Origin of the sequence: Acidovorax sp. NCPPB 3576 (assembly GCF_028473605.1) — a bacterium.
Lineage (GTDB): Bacteria > Pseudomonadota > Gammaproteobacteria > Burkholderiales > Burkholderiaceae_C > Paracidovorax.
The window spans coordinates 1,389,741-1,405,687 of record NZ_CP097267.1 but is presented as its reverse complement, the minus strand read 5'-3'; the positions used below and the strand labels follow the sequence as shown (position 1 = coordinate 1,405,687).

19 protein-coding genes are annotated in these 15,947 nt (G+C 64.1%); 11 read left to right on the top strand and 8 right to left on the bottom strand.

What is annotated here, in order from left to right; translation table 11 throughout:
- From M5C98_RS06580 to M5C98_RS06555, 6 genes are all read left to right on the top strand, one after another.
- Positions 1 to 291 (top strand): DUF1330 domain-containing protein, encoded by a 291-nt coding sequence (locus M5C98_RS06580; RefSeq protein WP_092744373.1) that lies wholly within the window; start codon positions 1 to 3, stop codon positions 289 to 291.
- Between the two features lie 25 nt (positions 292 to 316).
- Complete coding sequence (locus tag M5C98_RS06575; RefSeq protein WP_272551732.1) at positions 317 to 1,120, top strand: hypothetical protein; 804 nt, start codon at positions 317 to 319, stop codon at positions 1,118 to 1,120.
- Positions 1,101 to 1,616, top strand: coding sequence for a hypothetical protein (locus M5C98_RS06570; protein WP_272551730.1), 516 nt, complete (start codon positions 1,101 to 1,103; stop codon positions 1,614 to 1,616). The genes M5C98_RS06575 and M5C98_RS06570 overlap by 20 nt, the downstream gene beginning before the upstream one ends.
- An 89-nt stretch (positions 1,617 to 1,705) precedes the next feature.
- Complete coding sequence (eno, locus tag M5C98_RS06565; protein ID WP_272551728.1) at positions 1,706 to 2,992, top strand: phosphopyruvate hydratase; 1,287 nt, start codon at positions 1,706 to 1,708, stop codon at positions 2,990 to 2,992.
- A gap of 94 nt (positions 2,993 to 3,086) precedes the next feature.
- Positions 3,087 to 3,365 (top strand): septum formation initiator family protein, encoded by a 279-nt coding sequence (locus M5C98_RS06560; protein WP_272551727.1) that lies wholly within the window; start codon positions 3,087 to 3,089, stop codon positions 3,363 to 3,365.
- Between the two features lie 50 nt (positions 3,366 to 3,415).
- Positions 3,416 to 3,988 carry a hypothetical protein gene (locus M5C98_RS06555; protein WP_272551725.1) on the top strand — a complete coding sequence of 191 codons (573 nt, stop codon included), beginning with the start codon at positions 3,416 to 3,418 and terminating at the stop codon, positions 3,986 to 3,988.
- Positions 3,989 to 4,022: 34 nt separating this feature from the next.
- On the opposite strand, the gene hslO is transcribed toward M5C98_RS06555, so the two are convergent.
- Together hslO and M5C98_RS06545 are read right to left on the bottom strand one after the other, a co-directional pair.
- Positions 4,023 to 5,012 carry an Hsp33 family molecular chaperone HslO gene (gene hslO, locus M5C98_RS06550; protein WP_272551724.1) on the bottom strand — a complete coding sequence of 330 codons (990 nt, stop codon included), beginning with the start codon at positions 5,010 to 5,012 and terminating at the stop codon, positions 4,023 to 4,025.
- Between the two features lie 29 nt (positions 5,013 to 5,041).
- Positions 5,042 to 5,566, bottom strand: a complete 525-nt coding sequence (locus tag M5C98_RS06545) for a gamma carbonic anhydrase family protein (RefSeq protein WP_272551722.1) — start codon at positions 5,564 to 5,566, stop codon at positions 5,042 to 5,044.
- 49 nt (positions 5,567 to 5,615) lie between these two features.
- Between M5C98_RS06545 and M5C98_RS06540 the strand changes: the two genes are divergently transcribed.
- The 3 genes from M5C98_RS06540 (at position 5,616) to M5C98_RS06530 (ending at position 9,149) form a co-directional block, all read left to right on the top strand.
- Positions 5,616 to 6,419: a ferritin-like domain-containing protein gene (locus tag M5C98_RS06540; RefSeq protein ID WP_272551721.1), complete on the top strand. Its 804-nt coding sequence runs from the start codon at positions 5,616 to 5,618 to the stop codon at positions 6,417 to 6,419.
- A gap of 104 nt (positions 6,420 to 6,523) precedes the next feature.
- Positions 6,524 to 7,789 (top strand): EAL and HDOD domain-containing protein, encoded by a 1,266-nt coding sequence (locus M5C98_RS06535; protein ID WP_272551720.1) that lies wholly within the window; start codon positions 6,524 to 6,526, stop codon positions 7,787 to 7,789.
- A 76-nt stretch (positions 7,790 to 7,865) separates the two neighbouring features.
- The gene (locus tag M5C98_RS06530) at positions 7,866 to 9,149 is read left to right on the top strand and encodes an EAL and HDOD domain-containing protein (protein ID WP_272551719.1); all 1,284 of its coding nucleotides are present in this window, start codon (positions 7,866 to 7,868) and stop codon (positions 9,147 to 9,149) included.
- Between the two features lie 48 nt (positions 9,150 to 9,197).
- Here the strand turns inward: M5C98_RS06530 and M5C98_RS06525 are convergent, their stop codons facing one another.
- Positions 9,198 to 10,100 (bottom strand): helix-turn-helix domain-containing protein, encoded by a 903-nt coding sequence (locus tag M5C98_RS06525; protein WP_272551718.1) that lies wholly within the window; start codon positions 10,098 to 10,100, stop codon positions 9,198 to 9,200.
- Positions 10,101 to 10,255: 155 nt separating this feature from the next.
- Between M5C98_RS06525 and M5C98_RS06520 the strand changes: the two genes are divergently transcribed.
- Positions 10,256 to 10,645 carry a nuclear transport factor 2 family protein gene (locus M5C98_RS06520; protein ID WP_272551717.1) on the top strand — a complete coding sequence of 130 codons (390 nt, stop codon included), beginning with the start codon at positions 10,256 to 10,258 and terminating at the stop codon, positions 10,643 to 10,645.
- A 129-nt stretch (positions 10,646 to 10,774) separates the two neighbouring features.
- On the opposite strand, the gene M5C98_RS06515 is transcribed toward M5C98_RS06520, so the two are convergent.
- From M5C98_RS06515 to M5C98_RS06495, 5 genes are all read right to left on the bottom strand, one after another.
- The gene (locus tag M5C98_RS06515; protein ID WP_272551715.1) at positions 10,775 to 11,767 is read right to left on the bottom strand and encodes a Bug family tripartite tricarboxylate transporter substrate binding protein; all 993 of its coding nucleotides are present in this window, start codon (positions 11,765 to 11,767) and stop codon (positions 10,775 to 10,777) included.
- Between the two features lie 81 nt (positions 11,768 to 11,848).
- Positions 11,849 to 12,751, bottom strand: a complete 903-nt coding sequence (gene xerD, locus M5C98_RS06510) for a site-specific tyrosine recombinase XerD (protein WP_272551713.1) — start codon at positions 12,749 to 12,751, stop codon at positions 11,849 to 11,851.
- A gap of 74 nt (positions 12,752 to 12,825) precedes the next feature.
- Positions 12,826 to 13,788, bottom strand: a complete 963-nt coding sequence (locus tag M5C98_RS06505) for a tripartite tricarboxylate transporter substrate binding protein BugE (RefSeq protein ID WP_272551712.1) — start codon at positions 13,786 to 13,788, stop codon at positions 12,826 to 12,828.
- A 231-nt stretch (positions 13,789 to 14,019) separates the two neighbouring features.
- Positions 14,020 to 14,769, bottom strand: a complete 750-nt coding sequence (locus M5C98_RS06500; RefSeq protein WP_272551711.1) for a sulfite exporter TauE/SafE family protein — start codon at positions 14,767 to 14,769, stop codon at positions 14,020 to 14,022.
- Positions 14,763 to 15,746, bottom strand: a complete 984-nt coding sequence (locus M5C98_RS06495; RefSeq protein ID WP_272553185.1) for an aspartate/ornithine carbamoyltransferase family protein — start codon at positions 15,744 to 15,746, stop codon at positions 14,763 to 14,765. The genes M5C98_RS06500 and M5C98_RS06495 overlap by 7 nt, the downstream gene beginning before the upstream one ends.
- Between M5C98_RS06495 and M5C98_RS06490 the strand changes: the two genes are divergently transcribed.
- Positions 15,670 to 15,942 carry a hypothetical protein gene (locus tag M5C98_RS06490; protein WP_272553414.1) on the top strand — a complete coding sequence of 91 codons (273 nt, stop codon included), beginning with the start codon at positions 15,670 to 15,672 and terminating at the stop codon, positions 15,940 to 15,942. The two genes, M5C98_RS06495 and M5C98_RS06490, sit on opposite strands and share 77 nt — an antisense overlap.
- Positions 15,943 to 15,947 lie beyond the last annotated feature (5 nt).

Below are 15,947 nucleotides of genomic sequence, written 5' to 3'. Positions count from 1 at the left end.
ATGAGCAGTGGTTACGTCATCGCATCCGTCACCGTCACCAACCCCGAGCAGTACGAGGAGTACAAGAAGTGGAGCACCCACGCCATGCAGGTGCATGGCGCAGAGGTCTGCATCCGCGGCGGCAAGGTCGAGGTGCTCGAAGGCGATTGGAACCCCGGCCGCACCGTGCTGCTGAAGTTCCCGAGCTTCGAGGCGGCCCGCGCGTTCTACGACACGCCCGAGTACCAGAAGGCCAAGGCGGCCCGCGAAGGCGCGGCCGTCATGCGCATGGTGTGCGTAGAGGGCGTGTGAATTGAAGGTCGCGCTTCATCCACCCATGGTGGTCGCTATCGCGAAAGACAATTACCTGACGCCTCAGCACGCTTTTGCTGACAACACCTACATTCCGGCGATGAGCCCGCCACGGTATGGTCAGGACATCACCTCTGGCTGCCGCTTCCGCGCCCCCAGAGGCCATAGCGTGGGAGACAGTCCCAGCGAACTGGCCCCCAAGATGCTGAAATTGCTCGGTATCTTTGCGGCCGGCGACAAGACGGGCATGGCCAGGCGTCTGTTTGATGATTTCCTGAACACCCGCAGGACCGCTGTGGAGTACTTCGATGACGAGCGACTCAATACGGCAGTGGGCAACCACCCCAATATCAATTCGTTCTGCAATGCAGTCGTTTCCGCACCCAACTCACCCAACAGGACCACCGGCCAACTACGCCTTCATCAATCGCTGAAGAACGCGCAGTGGGACATCAAAAAGCTCCACATGCCGACCAACCTGGGCGTTCCCGCCTTGAACTTGGGAAGCAAGGTCTTTTCGACCCGGGATTTCAATAACGGACTGGGATTGATGATCAACGGGGTGCAGTACGTTTATGTCATCGCGACCCACTACCATTACGACAGCAATGCCAAGAAATACTGGCTGACCCTGAATTTCGTTTTCTACGACATCTTCGGCCTGGACGACGATGATCTCAGGGAATATGGAGCGGCTTCAGATTCGATCATCGCTTCGCCGGCGTCGGTCGGCATTACGGCTTGGTGGCAGCTTCAGCATCAGTTCGGCTATTTCCCGTTGGTGACCCGCGCTGCCACCGTCAAAGAATATGAAATCGCTGCCGAATAATTTATTCAAAAACAATAAGGTATCGGCTTTTGCTTGTGCCTGCCTTATTCTCGGTCTTCTGCTGACTCCGGTGGCTTACATCGCCATTGGGAGTCTCAGCGGTTTTTCCGCAGCATTTTCATTGATTGCACTGCCACCACTGGCACTGAGCCTCTCTTTTTTGCTTTTTCGCTTTTTTAAAAAAAATACTGCTACCGAATCAATCAATATCCGCCATGCGATCGAATTGACTAGCTGGCTGCTGGTATTTTTGTTTTTATTCTTTGTCTCCAACTTCACACTGCTGACCACTTCAGAGCGCGTTGGATTGTTTTCCACGCTTTTTCTAGTCTGCACCATTGTTTCAATTCCGTTGCTGGCCATTCGCCCTTCTGCATTGATTCAAAGAGTGAATACTTGGCCCCAGGCTTTGGTTATCACTGTAGATTTAGTACTGGGTCTGCCCGCAGTCATTCTGACGGCCGCCTACCTGCTAAGCTCCGTTGCATCGCTTTGAAGATAACGCCATCCATATGAGAAGCACGCCTCCAATGCTGTTGGGGCAGCGCTTTGAACCAGAATTAATCATCAACCGGAGAATCCTGAATGAGTGCCATCGTTGATATCGTAGGTCGCGAAGTGCTGGACAGTCGCGGCAACCCCACCGTCGAATGCGACGTGCTGCTGGAATCGGGCGTGATGGGCCGCGCGGCCGTGCCCTCGGGCGCCTCCACCGGCAGCCGCGAGGCCATCGAGCTGCGCGACGGCGACAAAGGCCGCTACCTGGGCAAAGGCGTGCTCAAGGCCGTGGAGCACATCAACACCGAGATTTCCGAGGCCGTGCTGGGCCTGGATGCCTCCGAGCAGGCCTTCCTGGACAAGATGCTGATCGACCTGGACGGCACCGACAACAAGAGCCGCCTGGGCGCCAACGCCATGCTGGCGGTTTCCATGGCCGTGGCCCGCGCCGCCGCCGAAGAGTCCGGCCTGCCCCTGTACCGCTACCTGGGCGGCATGGGCGGCATTCAGCTGCCCGTGCCGATGATGAACGTGATCAACGGCGGCGCGCATGCCAACAACAGCCTCGATCTGCAGGAATTCATGATCGTCCCCGTGGGTGCGCCGAGCTTCCGCGAAGCCGTGCGCTGGGGCGCCGAGGTGTTCCACGCGCTCAAGAAGATCATCAACGACCGCGGCATGAGCACCGCCGTGGGCGACGAAGGCGGCTTCGCCCCCAGCGTCGAGAACCACGAAGCCGCGATCCAGCTCATCCTGCAGGCCATCGACGCTGCCGGCTACACCGCTGGCGAACAGATCGCCCTGGCCCTGGACTGCGCGGCCAGCGAGTTCTACAAGGACGGCCATTACGTGCTGGAAGGCGAAGGCGGCATCCGCCTGACGGCCCAGCAATGGACCGACATGCTCGCCGCGTGGGTGGACAAGTACCCCATCATCTCCATCGAGGACGGCATGGCCGAAGGCGACTGGGACGGCTGGAAGCACCTGACCGAACGCCTGGGCGAGAAGGTGCAGCTGGTGGGCGACGACCTGTTCGTCACCAACACCAAGATCCTGAAGGAAGGCATCGACAAGGGCATCGCCAACTCGATCCTCATCAAGATCAACCAGATCGGCACGCTGACCGAAACCTTCGCCGCCATCGAGATGGCCAAGCGCGCCGGTTACACGGCCGTGATCTCGCACCGCTCGGGCGAAACCGAGGACAGCACCATCGCCGACATCGCCGTGGGCACCAACGCGGGCCAGATCAAGACGGGTTCGCTGTCGCGCTCGGACCGCATCGCCAAATACAACCAGTTGCTGCGCATCGAGGAAGACCTGGGCGACATCGCCCACTACCCCGGCCGCGCTGCGTTCTACAACCTGCGCTGACCTGAAACCTGCCACCTGTGGCACCGCCTTCCGTCACGGAGGGATGTGCCGCAAGCGGCGCCCCGATGTTTTCCTTGCTACCTGATCTGCCGACATGAGTCCCCGCATCGTTCCGCTGGTGCTGCTGCTCCTCCTCGTGGGGGTGCAGGCGCAGCTGTGGTCCGGCCGCGGCAGCGTCCACCACGTGCAGGAGATGAAGGAAAAGATCGCCGCGCAAAAGCAGGCCAATGCCGAGGCGCGCCAGGCCAACGAACGCCTCACCTCCGAAGTACATGACCTCCGCGAAGGCCTGGACATGGTCGAGGAAAAGGCGCGCAACGAACTGGGCATGGTCAAGCCCAACGAGATCTACGTGCAGGTGACCCACCGCTGAGCGCGGGGCCGGTCGCCGCAGCGTTCATTCCCACACCCCCGCCGATTCCCTTGGCCTCCGATCCGGTCCGCATCGCCCTGCTGGGCGCACCCGGCACCGGGCTGGAGGCTTTGACTCGCGCGGTGGCACGGCACCTGGACCCGGGGCATGCCATGGTCGATGCCTGCCCGGCGCTGCATGCGGCCGTGTCGCGCTGCCTGGAGGCGCCGGTGGGTCCATCGCGAGAAAAAGAAGAGGCACGGCAGGCGCTGGCGGCGCTGGCGGCGACCCATGCGGTGACGTGCCATGCGACGCTGCTCTGCGGACTGGATGGCGGGGCTTCGTCGAAAGCCTCGGGCCAGACACTGCAGCCTTCAGGACAGGAGCGGTTCGATGCCTGCCTGCGCGAGGCCCTCTCCGAGGCCGGCGTGGCCTATCGCGTGCTGTACGGCAGCGGGGACGAGCGGCTGCGGGCCACCCTGGATGCTATTAAAAAAATAGCATCCAAGGCATGTAATCCGCTGGCAGGCACGCCTTTTGACCCCGAAAAGCAGCCACGACCTGCCCGCCTTCGCGCGTGGTCGTGCGAGAAGTGCAGCGACCCCGAGTGCGAACACAAGCTGTTCACGGCGCTGCGTGGCTGATGCGGGGCCGGCCGGCTGGCCTTGCCGCCGGCGGCTACTGAACGCTGGACGGCCCCGGCAATTGCTTGCCGGGCTCGGTGAAGATCTGCGCCGCATCCACCGCGTCGTAGCGGTACTGCTGGCCGCAGAACTCGCAGGCCACTTCGATGTCGCCGCGCTCGGCAAGGATGCTCTCGGCCTCTTCCACTCCCAGGCTGCGCAGCATGTTGCTGACGCGCTCTCGGCTGCAGGTGCAGGCGAACCGCGGCCCGTCCACGCCCTGGTGGGGGACGAAGCGCAGCAGTTTCTCTTCCCAGAACAGGCGGCGCAGGATGGTGTCCACATCCAGGCCCAGCAACTCGTCGCGCGTCAGGCTCGCGGCCAGGGTGGCGATGCGGTTGTAGTCCTCGTTGTGGCCGATCTGGTCCTCGTTCTCGCGGTGGGTCAGCTCGCCAGCCAGGTTGCCCTCGCCCTTGATCGGCATGCGCTGGATGAGCAGGCCGGCGGCGACCTGGTCGTCGGCCGCCAGCACCAGGATGGTGTCCAGCTGTTCGGACTGCAGCATGTAGTGCTGCAGCACGTCGCTGAGCTTTTCGATCTTCTCGTGGTGGTCGCCGTGCAGCGGCACAACGCCCTGGTAGGGCTGCTGGCCCGGCAGGCGGTCTTTGGGGTCGAGCGTGATGGCGCAGCGCCCTCCGCCGCCCACGTTCACCATGTCGCTCAGGCGGGCCCCGTCCGGCACCTCGCCGTTCACCGAGGCCGTGGCGCGCAGGCTGAGGTCCGATTGCACCTCGGCCACCGCCAGCTTGACGGGCCCGTCGCCGAAGACCTGCAGCACGAGTGCGCCGTTGAACTTGATGTTGGACTGCATCAGCACGCCGGCCGCGGCCATCTCGCCCAGCAGTTCGCGCACAGGCGGCGGGTAGGCGCCGGAGGTGGTGTTGCCGGCGCGCCGCGCGAGGATCTGGGTCCAGGCGTCGGTCAGGCGCACGATCATGCCGCGCACCGGCAGGCCATCGAAGAGAAACTTGTGGAGTTCAGACACCCTGGTTTTCCTGAAAATGTTGGCGCCGCTCAAGCCAGCTTGCGCAGCCCGGCGCGAAAGCGCTGGGCGTTGTCGATGTAGGTCTGCGCATTTTTGCGCAGGCCCTCGATCTGCTCGGGCGAGAGCTGGCGCACCGCCTTCGCGGGACTGCCGATGATCATGGAGCCATCGGGAAACTCCTTGCCCTCCGTCACCAGCGCGCCGGCGCCGACCAGGCAATGCCTGCCGATCTTCGCACCGTTGAGCACCACGGCGCCAATGCCGATGAGCGATTCGTCGCCCACCGTGCAGCCATGCAGCGTGACCTTGTGGCCGATCGTCACGCGCTCGCCCAGTACCAGCGGCTGGCCGGGGTCGGAGTGCAGCACGCTGCCGTCCTGCACATTGGTGCCGGCGCCGATGGTGATCGGTTCGTTGTCGCCGCGCAGCACGGCCCCGAACCAGATGCTGGCCGACTCGCCCAGCACGACGTGACCGATGACTTCGGCACTGTCCGCCACCCACGACGACGGCGCCGTGCGGGGGGAAATGCCATCGAGTTCGTAAAGCGCCATCCAGGTCTCCTATTTTTTTGCCCGCGGGCCGAATCCTAGAATTGTAGGGATGGACCTTCGCCAACGTGCCCTCGAGGCCCTGTGCCTGACAGACCCCCAGGCCAAAGCAGCCGCCACGCAGGCGTTGCATGCGTGTGCGGCAGACCATCCCGTCGCAACCCTGGGCCCGAACGGCCCCGCCGATTCCGCCACCCTCCCCGGCCGCCCGGAGCGGCCCACGCTTTTGCGCCACACCGAGGTGGCGCGCCGCTCGCCGGCCACGCACGAAGGCCGCGCGGTGCTGATGCACGCCATCGCGCACATCGAATTCAATGCCATCAACCTCGCCCTCGATGCCGTCTGGCGCTTCGATGGCATGGCGCCTGCGTTCTACCTCGACTGGCTGCGGGTGGCTGCCGAAGAGGCCAAGCACTTTGGCCTGCTGCGCGGCCACTTGCAAGGCATGGGGCACGACTACGGCGATTTTCCTGCGCACCAGGGCCTGTGGACCATGTGCGAGAAGACCGCGGGCGACATCGTCGCGCGCATGGCCCTCGTGCCGCGCACGCTGGAGGCCCGGGGCCTGGACGCCACCCCGCTCATCCAGCGCAAGCTGCGGCAGGTGGGTACGCCAGATGCCCTGGCGGCCGTGGATATCCTGGACATCATCTTGCGCGAGGAGATCGGGCATGTGGCGATTGGTAACCATTGGTATCGCTTTCTGTGCGATCGAGAGGGCCTGGATCCGCTCACGCATTACGGCTTCCTGGTGAAGCGCTATGAGGCACCGCGCCTCAAACCGCCATTCAATGCCGATGCCCGCCGTGCGGCGGGGTTCAGCGACGCCGAAATGGAGTGGTTGCAGCATGGCTGACCCCACCGCGTGGACGGCCGTTCTTTCCTACAATGCGCCCAAGCCCCGCAGCTTCCCTGCCGAAGGGATGCGGCCCTAGACCGATCGCTTTCAGTTCGCCTTCCATGCCCCAAACGCCTGTCGCCGGCAACTCCCCGTCCATTGCCCCCGAGAGCAGCCCTGCAGGCGCCATGATCGCCCGGCAGGCGATCATGAACGGGCAGCAGGCCGTGGTGGGCTACGAACTCTTCAACCGGTCCCGCTCCGGCCACGGGCACACCGCGGCCACGGACGTGTTCCTGGTATTCACCGCGCTGTCGCACGCCGGCAGCGAAGAACTGGTGGGCAAGAAGCTCATCTTCGTCAATTGCACGCACGAGAGCCTGTCCGGCGGCCACCTGGAGCTGGTCGATCCCGACAAGGTGGTGCTGGAGATCCCGCCCCTGGGCCATGCGGCCGCCGAAGAGGTCAGCACGCGGCTGCCGATCCTGTCGGGCCTGCGTGAACGGGGCTTCCACCTGGCCTTCAACCACACCGTGCTGGAGTCGGCCTATGCGCCCTGGCTGCCGCTGGCCGACTACATCAAGCTCGACCTGTCGGTGCTGGCGCCGGACCAGCTGGCCGTGCTCATCAAATACGCCGGGCGGCATTCCAAGGCCGAGCTGATCGCCGAAAAGGTGGAGACCGCCAAGCAGTACGACATGGCATCCAGCAAGGGCGTGCAGTTGTTCCAGGGGTACTGGTTCTCCCGCCCTTCGCTGGTGGAGGCCAAGCTGCTCACCCCGGCGCAGACCAGCATCATCCAGCTCATCAACCTCGTGCGCCAACAGGCCAGCACGGACGAGATCGAAGAAGTGCTGAAGAAGGACGCGGGCCTGGCGTTCAACCTCATGCGGCTCATCAATTCGTCGGGCTTCGGGCTCACCCGCGAGATCACCTCGTTCCGGCAGGCCGTGATGCTCATGGGGCTCAAAAAACTGTTCCGCTGGGCGGCGCTGCTGCTCACCGCCTCGCGCGCTGGCGGAATCTCCGCCGCCGTGGGCCATACGGCCGTGGTGCGCGGGCGACTGATGGAGCTGCTGGCCCTGGAGACGATGTCGCAGGAAGACGCCGACCAGGCCTTCGTGGTGGGCATCTTCTCGATGCTCGACCGCATGCTGAGCATGACGATGGAATCCGCCGTGGGGCTGCTGCACGTGCCGGCCGCCGTGTCGGAGGCCCTGCTGCACCGCACCGGCATGCTGGGCGACATGCTGCGGCTGGCCGAGGCCTGCGAATCCAGCGACGACGCCGCCTTCGACCAGGCCGCCAGTTCGCTGCAATTGTCCAGCCAGCAGATCAACATGGCCCATTTGCAGGCCTTGGCCTGGGCAGATCAGTTGACGGAATGAGCCCCAGAGTGGGCGACATCCCGCGGCTCTGGTGGTAAGGTCACCGAATCAATCCAATTCACTGACGCAGACCCCCATGTCGAGCAACTCCGAAAACGTACCGGCTTTCGAGAACACCGCCCCCCAAGGGGAAGACGAGGACTCGAGCAACCTGGCAATCATCGCGCGCCAGGCCATCGTGGATGAGCAGCGTGCCGTTTTTGGCTACGAACTGTTCGACCGTTCCACCGCCTCCGATGCCCACACCGCTGCCAGCGATGCCGCCCTGCTCTTCAATGCCCTGTCGTATGCAGGCACCGAAGCCCTGGTGGGCAAGAAGACGGTGTTCATCAATTGCACGCACGAAAGCCTGGCCGGCGGCCACCTCGAACTGATCCACCCCGAAAAGGTAGTTTTGGAAGTGCCGCCCTTGCCCGAAGGCGCAACGGCCGAAGAGATCGAAGGGCGCGTCTCCACGCTGGAAGGCCTGCGCACGCGGGGCTTTCGCCTGGCCTTCAACCAGAACGTGCTGCGCCGCACCTACGCCAGCTGGTTGCCGCTGGCGGCCTTCGTCAAGCTGGACATGCAGGCGTTCCGGGCCGAACTGGCCGAGCCCCTGGTGAAGTTCGCCCGCGCCAACTCCAAGGCAATTTTGGTTGCTGAAAAGGTGGAGACCGCCGAGCAACACGAGCGCATGTCGGCTCTGGGCGTCAAGCTGTTCCAGGGCTACTGGTTCGCCCAGCCAGCGCTGGTGAAGGCACAGACCATCCGGCCTTCGCAGGCGACGATCATCCAGCTCATCAACCTGGTGCGCAAACAGGCCAGCACAGCCGAAATCGAGGAGTTGCTCAAGAAGGACCCCACGCTGTCGTTCAACCTGCTGCGCTTCATCAACTCGTCGGGCTTCGGGCTGTCGTGCGAGGTCACCTCGTTCCGGCATGCCGTCATGATCCTGGGGCTCAAGAAGCTCTTCCGCTGGGCGGCGCTGCTCATGACCACCTCGCGCGCCGGCGGTTCTCCGCCCGCCGTGGGCCAGACCGCCGTGGTGCGCGGCCGCCTCATGGAACTGCTCGCCGCCGAACTGCTGCCGCCCGAGGAGTGCGACAACGCCTTCGTGGTCGGCGTGTTCTCGCTACTGGACACCATGCTGGGCGTTCCGCTGGAAAAGGCGCTCGACTCCGTCGCCCTGCCCCAGCCCGTCATCGATGCGCTGCTGCACAACACCGGCGTGTTTGCGCCGTTCCTGGAACTTACCAAGGCCTGCGAAAGCGGCGACGAGGTGGCGTTCGCCCGCGCGGCCGATGCGCTGCACCTGTCCAACCGGCAGGTGAACTGGGCCCACTTGCAGGCCCTGACCTGGGCGGAAAGCCTGGGCGAATGAACGGCAAGGCCCGGTCGGCCCAAGCCGGGCGGGGACTGGCTCCAGGCCCTAACCAGCGTGTGACGGTGGGCTGTCACCCCGTTGTCTTCGCCGAAACTCCGCGGGAGAACAGCGCACTTCCCGCTTGAAGAATTTGGTGAAGTGGGTCGCCTCGTCAAAGCCCAGCCGGTCGGCAATGGCGCCGATGGGCAATTCCGTGTGCACCAGAAGCCGCTTGGCTTCGAGATTGATCCTTGCCGCGATCCAACCTTTGGCCGTCATCCCCGTGGCGGCGGCCAGGGAACGGCCCAAACTCTTTTCTGTATAGCCGAGGTGGCTGGCGTAATCGGCCACCTGATGCCAATTCGCAAAGCGTTCTTCAACCAGCGCCTGAAACCGTTTGAAGCGCTGTGACGCGGCGGAAACCGGCGGCTCCTTCAATTGCTGCCGTCCTTGCAAAATGCTCAGCCTTGCCAGCAGGGCGTGAAGTTGATGTCGCAGCAGAGCGTGCACGTGATCGAGGGGAGCTTCGAGATGCGCGTCCTCGTACATCTGCTGAATCGAGCGGCTCACCGTTCGCAATTGATCCCGGTCCAGAAGCACCTTTTCTGGCAGCCCAGCCCGATCCGACATGAGCGCGAGGTCGCCGGATGCAGCGGATAAAGGCATCGCAAACTCCGCGCGGAAAAGGACGATCCAGCCCTCCCAGTCTTCATCGCTCCCGAGGTTATGGGCCTGCCCTGGCCGAAGGATCAGGAATGTTCCCTGTGCGCAGGCAAACGGCTGGAAATCCACCCATTGAACGCACTCTCCTTGGGTGATACACACCAGCATGAAAAAGTCGTAGCGGTGGGTGGTTTGCACTTTCTCCTTGCCGCCGCGACGCCACAGGTCGCCCGCCGGATAGACCTCCAGATCGAGCCGGTAGGGCGCCGTGGGGTCGTACTTCAGCCGCTGGATATCCGCATTCATCGCCCCTTGCCGGGGCCTTGCCATCTTCGACATCACTTGCCTTGCACTCCGCATGAATGTCCAGAAAATACCATTTATTGTCGAAATATAACCGGGTAATTGGCCTCCATTTGTCCAACAATGACCATTCATATTTTCTTGAAACGGAACTTTTCATGACTGGCATCGACATCTCCAAGGCCTATATTCACGCGGTCCAGACGGGCGATCAGGCGGCATTGGGCCAACTGATTTCTCCCGATGTGGTCTGGCACCAGCCGGGTAAAAATCAGTTCTCCGGAATCCATCGGGGAATGGCAGAAGTCGGCCCGATGCTGGGCAAGATGATGGAAGTCTCCAAAGGAACCTTCGCGATCACCCATGCCAGCCACTACATGGCCAATGGCGATTGGGTCGCCGTCACACTGGAGTTCGCCGGTGAAGCCAACGGCATCACGATGAATCAACCGGGTGTCGATCTCATCCGCATTGAGGGAGGCAGGATCGTCGAGGTCCGCCTGTTCTCCAGCGACCAGGCGCAAGAAGACCTGTTCTGGGGGCATTGATCCCGAATTCAGCCAGCGCCGCTTGGGTGTTGACGGCGCGCGACCGACACGGCCGCACCTGAAGCAATGTGCGGCCGCACCGCAGGGTGAGCGTGGTGCGTTGCCGGCACCTGGCGACGGCCTCCCGCCTCAATTCATCTGAATGCCCGCCGCGCGGATGATGCGGGCGTTGTTCTGCGATTCCTCCGCGATCTGCTTGGCGAAATCGGTGGCCTTGCCTCCCTGGGGCACGTTGTCGGTGGCTTCGAGCCGGGCACGGAAGTCCGGCAGGGCCAGGGCACTGTTGATCTCGGCGTTCAGCCGTTCCAAGATCGGCGCCGGTGTGCGCGCCGGCGCAAATACTCCGAAGAGCGAACTCACGTTGGCGGCAGGAATGCCCAACTCGGCCAGGGTGGGCACATCGGGCAAGGAGTCGAGCCTGGCAGGCGCGCCCACGGCCAGCGCGCGCAGCTTGCCGGCCTGGATGTGCTGCATCACCGCGGGCCCGGCATTGGTGGACAGCACTTCGAACTGCCCGCTGAGCGCATCGTTGAGCTGCTGGCCCCCGCCCTTGTAGGGCACGTGCGTGATCTGCACCTGGGTGGACTGCATGATCTGCTCCAGCATGATGTGCCCGAGCGAGGCCAGCCCCGAAGTGGCCCAGCGGACTTCGCCCGGCCGAGCCTTCGCGCTGGCCAGCAGTTGGCGAAAATCCTTGGCCTGGCTGGCGGGCGTGCCCAGCAGCAGCACGGGCGAGACCATCACGCTGGCCACCGGCACGATGTCCTTGGCCGGATCGAACGGCGATTTGCCCAGGTGCGGGTTCAGCACCAGCGGGCTGATGGACGAAAAGCCCAGCGTATAGCCGTCCGGCGCCGCCTTGGCCACGGCGTCCATGCCGATGGAGCCGCCCGCCCCGGCCTTGTTGTCCACCACCACCGAAGTGCCCAATTGGGCCGACAGCTTGTCGCCCAACGCGCGTGCGACCACATCGCTCACGCCACCGGCCGGATAGGCCACGACGATGCGGATGGGACGGGACGGCCAGGTGGGCGACGGTTGAGCGGAAGCAGCGAACGGCAGCGTGGCCAGCCATGAAGAGCTGGCGGCCAGCATCAGTTGCCGGCGGAAACGATCGGTCATGAAAGACTCCAGGGTGCGCAAAAGAAAAACGTGATTGTCCGCGCCCGCAAGCTCCCGCATCGATCGGCGAAAGCCGCCGATCTACCCGCGGGGATGGTGCTGCGCGTGCAGCGCCTTGAGCCGCTCTCGCGCCACGTGGGTGTAGATGGTCGTGGTGGAGATGTCTGCATGCCCCAGCAGCAGCTGCACCACGCGCAGGTCGGCTCCGTGGTTGAGCAGGTGCGTTGCGAAGGCATGGCGCAGCGTGTGCGGCGACAGCGGCACGGTGATGCCCGCCACATGCGCCTGCTTTTTCACGATGACCCAGAACATCGCCCGGGTCATGCCGGCGCCACGCTGCGTCACGAAAAGATCATCGGTCTGCTGTCCGCCCAGGATGGCCGCGCGGGCCTCGCCAAGGTAGCGTTCCAGCCACGCAGCGGCTTCATCACCAAAGGGCACCAACCGCTCCTTTCCGCCCTTGCCCATCACGCGCAGCACGCCTTCGCGCAGGCCCAGCTGGAAGGTCTTGAGCGTCACCAGCTCGGTCACGCGCAGACCGCTGGCGTACATCAACTCCAGCATGGCGCGATCCCGCAGGCCCAGCGGATGACCCGTGTCCGGCGCATGCAGCAAGGCCTCCACCTGGGCCTGCGACAGCGTTTTGGGCACGCGCAGCGGCTGGCGCGCGGCCTGCAGCCGAACGGTGGGGTCGGCCGTGATGCGCCGCTCGCGCAGCGCCCAGTGGAAATAACGGCGCAGCACGGTCAGGCGCCGATTGGCCGACGTGGCTCGGGTCTGTGCATGGCGCGCCGCGAAGTAGGCCTGCAGGTGGTGCTCCTGCGTGCCGTCGATGGCCAATGCAGGCGGCTGCTCGGCCAGCCACTGGGCATAGAGCGTCATGTCGCGCCGGTAGGCCGCCAGGGTGTTGCGCGAGAGGCCATCCTCCAGCCACAGCGCGTCGATGAATGTGTCGATGGAGGTCTGGCTATCGGGCGGCAACATGGCAAAACCATAGCATGATCAAAAAAGCCCGCGGGCGGTGCCGGCGGGCCTGGTCTGCGGAAGGTGCGCGACGATCAGTCGAGCGACAGCTTCTGCTTTTGCACCACGGTCTTGTAGACCTCGAACTCGGCCTTGATCTGCTCGGCGAACTGTTCGGGCGTATTGCCGATGATGATCGATCCGGTGTCCTCGATGCGCTTGCGCACGGCCGGATCTTCCAGCGCCTTGCGCACGCCGGCGTTGATCTTGTCCACCACATCCTTGGGCAGGTTCTTGGGGCCGAGAATGCCGTAGTAGGCCATGCGGTTCACCGGCTCCAGGCCCACTTCCTTGAAGGTAGGCACATTGGGCAGCGCGGCCACGCGCTGGGGCGCGGCGACCACGATGGGCACCAGGCGGCCGTCCTTGATGAAGGCCAGCGCCGAAGGCAGGTTGTCGAAGATCATCGGAACCTGGCCGGCCACCGTGTCGTTCAAGGCCGGGCCGGCGCCGCGGTAGGGAATGTGCGTGACGAAGGTGTCGGTCAGGCTCTTGTACAGCTCCATCTGCAGATGGCCGATGCCGCCCGTGCCGGACGACGAGTACGAATACTTGCCGGGCACCTTCTTGATCTCGGCGGCGAAGCTCTTGTAGTCCTTGGCCGGGAAGCTGGGGTTCACCGCGATGATGTTGGGCGTCGCGGCGATGTTGATGATCGGCGTGAAGTCGGTCAGCGGGTTGTAGGGCGTCTTGGGGTTGATCGCCGGGTTGGCCGCCGTGGTGGACACGGTGGCAATGCCCAGCGCGTAGCCGTCCGGCGTGGCCTTGGCCGTCTCGGCCGCACCGACCACGCCACCGCCACCCGCCCGGTTGTCCACGATCACGGGCTGGCCCAGCGCGCGCGACAGCGGATCGGAGATCACGCGGGCAATGATGTCGGTCGTACCGCCCGGAGCAAAGGGCACCACCAGCCGGATGGGTTTGTTGGGATAGCTCTGGGCCATGACACTGCCCGTCGCCATGAGGACAGCCAGACCCAGCCAGTTTCGGCGTTGCATAGAAGTCTCCTTGTACTGCTTGAACACGATGAAAACGATGGTGTGCATCCTAATCGCTGGCGCACGCCGATCGTGGTCCGCATGGCAGTCCACAGTGAGGGGTTTCCCGCACGCGCAAGGGCGGGTCCCGGTCGCAGGAGGGGGTTCATTGCCGTCTTTACGGGTGCAGCGTGGCTCCTTGCATGGCAGGGCGAAGGGCCGAACGGCCCGGTGGTTCAAAAAGATCGGGCATCACACCATCGCATCCCAAAGCAGCTTGACGCCGACCAGCATCGTGCCCGCCAGGAACACGGTTTTCATTCGCTCAGGCGACAGGACGCGGGCCACCCAGGCGCCCATCACGCCGCCCAGCGCACAACCGATGAAAAGCGGAATGCCCCATTGAAAATCGACCACCCCGTGGGTGATGAAGGTCGTCACCGACGAGCCCACCACGAGCAGGTTGAGCCGCGTCATCACCGAGGCGCTGTCGGAAAACGACAGGCCGAAAAAATGCATCAGCGCAAAGATGAGAAAGGTGCCGAAGCCCGCGCCGAAAAATCCCGAATACACGCACAGTGCGAACACGGTAGCGATCCCGGCCAGCGGCAGCCGCGCGGACGCTTGCGGCCCCGCCGTGCGGGCAGAGAAATCGGTGCGGTAGGTGATCCAGAGCACCACGGCCATCATGGCGGCGACGATGATCCGCAGCACCCGGTCATCGACCCCCGTGACGATCAGCGAACCCATGATGGAGCCGGCCACCGCCAGCGGCCACAGCACCCAGGGAATGCGCACCGGGGCGTTCACGGCGCGCCGGTGGGCGAGCGTGCCGGTGAAGAACGAACCCACGAGCGCGAACTTCACGGTGGCGATGGACGCAGCGGCAGAGTGCCCCATGAGCAGCAGCAACGGCACACCGATCGTGACGCCCCCCCCGACCGTCACCGCCACGCCACCCACAACGAGCCCCATCAGCGCCATTGCGCAGAGCATCACCATGCGAGGGACAACTCGTCGTTGCTCAACACGTCGATGGCACGGCGCGACAACGCATCCGTCACCATCCCCTGGATGCCACCGCTGCCGACGCCTGCGCCTCCTCCTGTGCCCTGCGGCTGCGTCATGTAGCGCCGCAGCACGGCCATGCGCAGCGGCACGCCGTACGCGGCCTGCAGGAAGTATTTGTTTTGCGGCGTGGGGTCCACATCGGTGTCCAGTTCGTCCGTGCGGGGCAGGCAGTGCATGACCGCCAGCCACGGCGGCGCCTTGGCCAGCAGTGCGCGGTGCACGCGGCATTTGTCCAGTTGCCGCTGGTACAGAGCGGCATCGCTGAACATCTCGCGCTGCACGCGCACGACATACAGCAGATCGACATGGCCCAGCATGGCCTGCACCGAATCGTGCAGATGGATGGGGCGGCGCGCCGCCGCGGCAAGATCGGCCGGCAGCGGGCTGCCTTCGTCGGCCTCGCTGGCGGCATCGACGGCATGCAACTCGACGTCGCGAAACTGCCCCAGGCCCACCATCAGCGATTTCACGGCACGCGAGTAGCGCAGCCCGCCGACGAAACCCACGCGCAGGCCGTCGAGGGTATCGAAATGCTCGCGGGCGGTGTACAGGTCGATCAGGGTCTGGGTGGGGTGCCGTGCGAGCCCTTCTCCGGCGTTGATCAGCGGCACGTCGAGGGTGCCTTTGATCTGCTCCATCACGCCGTGGTCGGCGTGCCGCGCGACCAGCGCATCGGAGTAGTAGCCGGCCATGCGGGTGGTGTCGAGCAGGCTCTCGCCCAGGGGTTGGCGGGTGCTGTGCATGTCGCAAACGCTCAGCACGCGCGCGCCGAGGCGGTAGGCCGCGGATTCGAAGCTCAGCCGCGTGCGCGTGCTGGGTTGGCAAAACAGGGTGAAAACGATTTTCCCGGCCAGCGCATTTCCAAATTCCCCAGGAAACCGCCGGATGTTATCGACGTCGGTAAACAACGTTTCGATTTCGCTGCGCGAAAGATCTTCGATGGATATCAGGTTTTTTGCGGCCATGCGCCATCAGTCGTTGCAGCTGACAAATACACAAACACAAGGCGCTATCGGTGCGCCAGTGCGCACCGATAGCAGCTTGGCTCCTCCCCTCCCGGCTTTTATCAAGTCTCTGGAGTTTTTTGCATGGGTTGAATATTGACGGCA

What these genes read in the sequence shown, in the direction of transcription:
- M5C98_RS06580 (WP_092744373.1), top strand. Translation starts at nt 1, where the DNA reads ATGAGCAGTGGTTACGTCATCGCATCCGTCACCGTCACCAACCCCGAG.
- M5C98_RS06575 (WP_272551732.1), top strand. Translation starts at nt 317, where the DNA reads ATGGTGGTCGCTATCGCGAAAGACAATTACCTGACGCCTCAGCACGCT.
- M5C98_RS06570 (WP_272551730.1), top strand. Translation starts at nt 1,101, where the DNA reads ATGAAATCGCTGCCGAATAATTTATTCAAAAACAATAAGGTATCGGCT.
- eno (WP_272551728.1), top strand. Translation starts at nt 1,706, where the DNA reads ATGAGTGCCATCGTTGATATCGTAGGTCGCGAAGTGCTGGACAGTCGC.
- M5C98_RS06560 (WP_272551727.1), top strand. Translation starts at nt 3,087, where the DNA reads ATGAGTCCCCGCATCGTTCCGCTGGTGCTGCTGCTCCTCCTCGTGGGG.
- M5C98_RS06545 (WP_272551722.1), bottom strand. Translation starts at nt 5,566, where the DNA reads ATGGCGCTTTACGAACTCGATGGCATTTCCCCCCGCACGGCGCCGTCG.
- M5C98_RS06540 (WP_272551721.1), top strand. Translation starts at nt 5,616, where the DNA reads ATGGACCTTCGCCAACGTGCCCTCGAGGCCCTGTGCCTGACAGACCCC.
- M5C98_RS06535 (WP_272551720.1), top strand. Translation starts at nt 6,524, where the DNA reads ATGCCCCAAACGCCTGTCGCCGGCAACTCCCCGTCCATTGCCCCCGAG.
- M5C98_RS06530 (WP_272551719.1), top strand. Translation starts at nt 7,866, where the DNA reads ATGTCGAGCAACTCCGAAAACGTACCGGCTTTCGAGAACACCGCCCCC.
- M5C98_RS06525 (WP_272551718.1), bottom strand. Translation starts at nt 10,100, where the DNA reads ATGAATGCGGATATCCAGCGGCTGAAGTACGACCCCACGGCGCCCTAC.
- M5C98_RS06520 (WP_272551717.1), top strand. Translation starts at nt 10,256, where the DNA reads ATGACTGGCATCGACATCTCCAAGGCCTATATTCACGCGGTCCAGACG.
- M5C98_RS06515 (WP_272551715.1), bottom strand. Translation starts at nt 11,767, where the DNA reads ATGACCGATCGTTTCCGCCGGCAACTGATGCTGGCCGCCAGCTCTTCA.
- xerD (WP_272551713.1), bottom strand. Translation starts at nt 12,751, where the DNA reads ATGTTGCCGCCCGATAGCCAGACCTCCATCGACACATTCATCGACGCG.
- M5C98_RS06505 (WP_272551712.1), bottom strand. Translation starts at nt 13,788, where the DNA reads ATGCAACGCCGAAACTGGCTGGGTCTGGCTGTCCTCATGGCGACGGGC.
- M5C98_RS06500 (WP_272551711.1), bottom strand. Translation starts at nt 14,769, where the DNA reads ATGGTGATGCTCTGCGCAATGGCGCTGATGGGGCTCGTTGTGGGTGGC.